The organism is Anaerotignum sp. (genome assembly GCF_031981185.1).
Taxonomy (GTDB): Bacteria; Bacillota; Clostridia; order Lachnospirales; family Anaerotignaceae; genus Chakrabartyella.
This window is the reverse complement of sequence record NZ_DALYUL010000044.1, coordinates 4,215-9,711: the sequence shown is the minus strand read 5'-3', so window position 1 is coordinate 9,711 and position 5,497 is coordinate 4,215. Positions and strand designations below refer to the sequence as shown.

Genomic DNA, 5,497 nt, shown 5'->3' with positions numbered 1-5,497 from the left:
ATATTAGTACGGCAATCGTATCATATGGAGGTATTTATGTCAAGCTTGGATGAAATAAAAAAATTAAATTATTTATGGCACATCGTTGGTAGCCAACTAAGAGAAGAAATGTACAAGCCCGATTACAACAATATTAATGGACTCACTATGGTGGATTTAAGTATTCTTCAAACCATTGAGGAACATACAGATATTATTTTCAAAGATATTTGCCAAATACTCAGAATTCCCAAAAGCACCCTAACCAGTGCAGTTAATCGTCTTGAAAAAAAGAACTTAGTAAAACGAAAAGTCTCACAAAAAGATAAACGAGAATACTATTTGGAACTTACTGAGCTAGGAAGTCAAGCACAGCGTGAGCACATTTTAACTGAACATGCAGTCTTTAGTCAGCTTTTAAGGGGACTTAGCGAGGCCGAATCTAAAAGGTTTATATCATTATTCTCAAAGGCCCTAAAAACACAATCTAAAAAATGAACTATGAGAAAATTACTTCTGGTCAAATTTTTTCAGAAAATAAAATAATATGATTATTTTTTATACGGATTAGTTCTTAATTATTTATTCCAAGATATTTTAACACTAGATATAGGTGAAATGATTCATATTCAATATTCATTAAGAACCTTAATATAAGTATAACTGTATATAAAAAATGCTAAGTTGCGGTGATAATTGACTCGCAACTTAGCATTTTCATTATACAGTTTACTGGTAGCTATTCTTAATCACTAATTAATTAGCTTTGTCTTCACCAATAAATTTCTTGGGGCTTGTGCCGCTTCTCCGTGGGTTAAACTCAACTTTGGTGAAATTTCAGTTCAAGTTGGCACATTAAATACATGGGCAGAGGTTACTTGAATAATGGTGTATCCGAAATATTCAAAGAATTCAATCTTGCATACCATTTTCAGTCCTTTTGATATGTTTCAGTTGTTACAGGCTTGGATCAACGTCAGATGTAATCTACATAACTCTTTCTACATAGTTGTTAAACTTGTTGTTCGTCTGTTCGAAAACAACCCATGAGAGATCCCATCCAGTTTCTTCACACTTATTTTGAGGACAATCTTAACTTACTCAGTTATTTTTTCCTCAACACGAAGGCGATAAAGTTCAGATATTTGCCTCCATCTGCACCCATTGCCTTGCGGTCATTAATAGCAATCTCATTTTCCTGATTCAGCCAATCTGCCCAAAGCTCGTCATTGTTTCCCTTCATCTCATAAATAGAAATGACCTCAGCATCCTGACTATGATTTAATATTTCCGTCCAATAGTTTATATCACGCAGATATGCAAGCTGCTCCGGTGTCCAAGAGAGAAGCAGTTCTTTGGGAAGATTATCATGGCAATCCTTTTTCATTCCGGGAACACAGATATAAAGATATCCGCCGCTTTTTACAAAGGGTAACAGCTTTGCATCCAGATATTCTGGGTCACGCCCCCAAAAGTTATAAGAATCCGTACTAACCACTGCATCGAAAAATTCTTTCTCAAAAGGCAAGTCAGCAGCGTCGGCTTTCACAGGGGTAATTTGATCAGGGGTTAGTCCCATTTCATAAAAGAACCTGCAATTTACATGGGGTTCGCTCCACAAATCGGCTGCGTAGACCTTGAAACCATAATCTTTTACCAGCATAACGCTTGTAAGTCCTTGCCCACTTCCAAGGTCGCAAACAATACTTCCAGCAGGAATTTTATGATTTTGAAGCATCTCCTCTTGCAATTTAAAAGGATTCGGCCCCATGATTTTGGCCAGTAATTCTGGAGTGTTGTATTTTTGACTTTTTGGATATTCCATTGTGATTTCTCCTTTCGTTATTAACTTTATACATTTATATTGTTTTATTATACTCCTTAGCCTTTATAAAAGCTTCCTACAAAACAGTACAGAAATAAAAAAGCGACATGGAGTTTTAATCCATGTCGCTACATAGCATTCACTTTTTATTTTTCATATTAGACAATATCTTATACACAGATTTTGGAGATAAAAAATATTTGCTAGATAACTCCTCAACAGTCATGCCACATTTATATTCTTCAAAAATGACAGCGTTTCGTTGGGCATATAATTTTCTGCTATTTTTAAGTTCTCCCCATGCCTTTTTATTCTCATTTTTCCTTGGAATATAAAGATATTCCCCATCTATATGTTGCTGTATTGCCGTAATCAAATTTTCCGGCAGCACACAAGTTGCATTTTTATAGTCCATTATGCTCCTCCTAAAATTCTAAAAAATAGGATTACGCAAGGACTATCTCCATATCCAAATTATGCGATAGCCCCTGCTATGCACAATACCGACTCCAATGCTCCTTTTCTGATAAGACAATGCCCCTTTCATATTAAACTCTGCTTTTACCTTAATAAACCGTTTTATTTTGTGAAAACAATGACTGCCAATTTAATCAATTTTCAGAATAGCCGTCATGTATTCCTTATTTTGAGTATAGCCATAGCCTGATATAATGTCAAGATGCTTCAATATTTTTCTATCTATTCATGGGCAAAAAACTTCTGTCATGGGGTTACGAGAACTTCTCATACAATGCTCATCTACAAAAACCCATGTTAACATTAAACTAATATTGCATCTCATATTGACAATTTTTGATCTGAAGCATATACTGTTCATATCAAAATAATTTGATGTGAGGTGATAAACGTTGGATCTTACTCCAGAAAAAAATGCTAAGGTCTTCAAAGCTTTTTGCGATGAAAAGCGGCTTTCCATTTTGGAGTTGTTGCGAAGCGGCGAAAAATGCGCCTGTGTTTTAATAGAACAAATGGAAATCGGACAGTCCTCCTTGTCCTATCACATGAAGATTTTATGTGAATCGGGTATTGTGGAAAGCAGACAGGAAGGCAAGTGGACTCATTATAAAATCAGTGAGCTAGGAAGCCAAGAGGCACTCATCCTATTAAAAGCAATTACAACATCGCATGCTATCACTGAAGATACACATTGTTGCAATAAGTAAAAGCCATCTGATGGAAGATGGCTTTTATTCCAAACAATACATCAATTTTTTTTGATATGAATTTTTGATTTAGAGAAGAAAGAAGGCTTACCCTATGGAAATCTTTAAAACGATTTGGCTGTTTTTTCAAGACCAAGTGCTGGGAATGAAATGGTTAAATGCCCTAATAGGAAATCTGCTGTCAATGTTTGGTCTTGATGTGACAGCGCCAATGGGCGGGAGTGTTCAATTTTTTATTTACGACGTACTTAAAATTACGGTTTTGCTCTGTGTGCTGATTTTTATTATCTCAAACATCCAAAGCTATTTCCCACCTGAGCGAAGCAAGAAAATTATGAGCCGCTTTCATGGCGTGTGGGCAAATATTATGGCAGCTTTGCTTGGCACGGTAACGCCATTTTGCTCTTGTTCATCTATTCCCTTGTTTATTGGCTTTACCAGTGCAGGACTGCCCCTTGGTGTAACATTTTCATTTTTGATTTCTTCTCCAATGGTGGACCTAGGCTCTTTGGTTTTACTTATGAGCATCTTTGGTGCAAAGGTTGCCCTTGTTTATGTAGTTGTTGGCCTAGTTATTGCGGTTATTGGCGGCACGCTAATTGAAAAGCTCCATATGGAAAACTATGTGGAGGAATTCATTCGTTCGGCGAGCAGTGTGGATATTGATTGCCCTGACATAACTCGTATGGAGCGTATCATTTATGCTAGAGATCAAGTGCAATCAACCTTAAAAAAAGTACTACCGTATATCCTCATTGGTGTTGGTATTGGTGCAGTCATTCACAATTGGATTCCTGAAAGCTGGATTGAAATAGTTCTTGGTAGCAATAACCCTTTTGGCGTAGTATTGGCAACCCTCCTTGGTGTCCCTATGTACGCTGATATATTCGGCACCATACCAGTAGCTGAAGCACTGCTCTATAAAGGTGCACAGCTTGGTACTGTTCTCTCCTTTATGATGGCGGTGACCACACTAAGCCTTCCGTCCATTATCATGTTACGCAAAGCAGTAAAACCTAAACTTCTGGCTACATTTATTGCAATCTGTACCATTGGTATTATTATTGTGGGCTATGTTTTTAATATATTTCAGTATTTACTGATATAAAATACGCCTCAAAGCCATACTGGACTGCTAAATTACTACGCTCTAATTTTACTTTTTAATTTCTAATTATTTTAAGGGGGATTTTATTATGGCATTATTTGGTTTTGGTAAAAAGAAAAATGAAGAAGAACTAATTCAGTGTGGTTGTGGTGGAATGTGCAAACCTTCCGAAATTGCTGCAAAGAAAGATGCCAACGCTGACAATACAAAAAATGCCGACTGTTGTTATGGTGTAAAAGAAACCATGGCAGAAAGCGAAAAAGCAAAAATAGGCAGTTTATCCGTCAAGGTGCTCGGTTCCGGCTGTGCAAAATGCAATCAACTGGAAGTGGCTACTTTGGAAGCACTGAAAGAACTTGACATAGATATCACCATCGACCATGTGACAGACTATACACAGATCGCTGCTTATGGCGTGATGACTACCCCTGCGCTTGTGGTGAACGGCAAAGTTGTTTCCTATGGTAAGGTACTAAAAAAGGATGAGGTTGTTAAAATCCTTCAAAAATCCTTTAGATAACTTACCTGAGCTGCCCCTCCTCGTCACTTACAAACTCTTCCAGATGACAGTTGTACGATTCGTCACTGTGTTTCCTGGGACACTTGCTTCTGTAGTGTTTTGACCGTGGTAACAGCCCTGCAATTCCTGCAAAAATCATCAACAAAGCGAAAGGATGGACCTCAATATGAACAAACCGAAAGTAGCATTTATCTGTGTTCACAACTCCTGCCGTAGTCAGATAGCTGAAGCGCTGGGCAGACATTTAGCTTCTGATGTATTTGAAAGCTACTCTGCCGGAACAGAAACCAAGCCACAGATTAATCAGGACGCGGTACGACTGATAAAACATCTGTATGGCATAAATATGGAACAAAATCAGTATAGCAAACTGCTAGAGGATATTCCTCCAGTTGATTTTGTAGTAACCATGGGTTGCAATGTGCAGTGCCCTTTTTTACCATGTAACCATCGTGAGGACTGGGGATTGGACGATCCCAGCGGAAAAGATGATGCAGCCTTCAAAGAAACAATCTCATTGATCCAAAATAAAATCTTAGATTTCAAAGATCGTATTCGTAAAGATGAACTATAAGAACAGCTGGCAGCAAACAACTGCCAGCTGTTCTGTTATACTCCCAATGGTATTCTTGCAAAGGATGTTCACGCATTTAAAATCTTTAAAACTACCCTCCCTAGCCTAGTCCAAAAGTAGTCACTTGTAACAACTTGCTTTTTCATGGTATACTTTTCCATATAAGTGCCGCGAAATATGATTCCAGTATCAGTTAGGATTGGATATATCATAGAAATTTATATCCATGAAAAGTGGTGTTTTTTTGAATATCGTGGTGGCCATGGAAGTCAAGTGAAGTCTAGAGATACATGGTATAATACCTCGA

7 protein-coding genes are annotated in these 5,497 nt (G+C 37.5%); 5 read left to right on the top strand and 2 right to left on the bottom strand.

The features are described 5' to 3' along the window. Nucleotides 1-36: 36 nt before the first annotated feature. Nucleotides 37-477: a MarR family winged helix-turn-helix transcriptional regulator gene (locus RTK36_RS15825; protein ID WP_312048191.1), complete on the top strand. Its 441-nt coding sequence runs from the start codon at nt 37-39 to the stop codon at nt 475-477. 607 nt (nt 478-1,084) lie between these two features. On the opposite strand, the gene RTK36_RS15820 is transcribed toward RTK36_RS15825, so the two are convergent. Next, nucleotides 1,085-1,804 carry an SAM-dependent methyltransferase gene (locus tag RTK36_RS15820; RefSeq protein ID WP_312048190.1) on the bottom strand — a complete coding sequence of 240 codons (720 nt, stop codon included), beginning with the start codon at nt 1,802-1,804 and terminating at the stop codon, nt 1,085-1,087. A gap of 139 nt (nt 1,805-1,943) precedes the next feature. Next, a complete protein-coding gene (locus tag RTK36_RS15815) occupies nt 1,944-2,219 on the bottom strand; it encodes a CD3324 family protein (RefSeq protein WP_312048189.1) in 276 nt (91 codons plus the stop codon). Between the two features lie 454 nt (nt 2,220-2,673). Between RTK36_RS15815 and RTK36_RS15810 the strand changes: the two genes are divergently transcribed. From RTK36_RS15810 to RTK36_RS15795, 4 genes are all read left to right on the top strand, one after another. Beyond that, a complete protein-coding gene (locus RTK36_RS15810; RefSeq protein WP_312048188.1) occupies nt 2,674-2,988 on the top strand; it encodes an ArsR/SmtB family transcription factor in 315 nt (104 codons plus the stop codon). 94 nt (nt 2,989-3,082) lie between these two features. Then, a complete protein-coding gene (locus RTK36_RS15805; RefSeq protein WP_312048187.1) occupies nt 3,083-4,096 on the top strand; it encodes a permease in 1,014 nt (337 codons plus the stop codon). Nucleotides 4,097-4,184: 88 nt separating this feature from the next. Beyond that, a complete protein-coding gene (locus tag RTK36_RS15800) occupies nt 4,185-4,616 on the top strand; it encodes a thioredoxin family protein (protein WP_312048186.1) in 432 nt (143 codons plus the stop codon). A 166-nt stretch (nt 4,617-4,782) separates the two neighbouring features. Next, the gene (locus RTK36_RS15795) at nt 4,783-5,190 is read left to right on the top strand and encodes an arsenate reductase ArsC (RefSeq protein WP_312048185.1); all 408 of its coding nucleotides are present in this window, start codon (nt 4,783-4,785) and stop codon (nt 5,188-5,190) included. Nucleotides 5,191-5,497 lie beyond the last annotated feature (307 nt).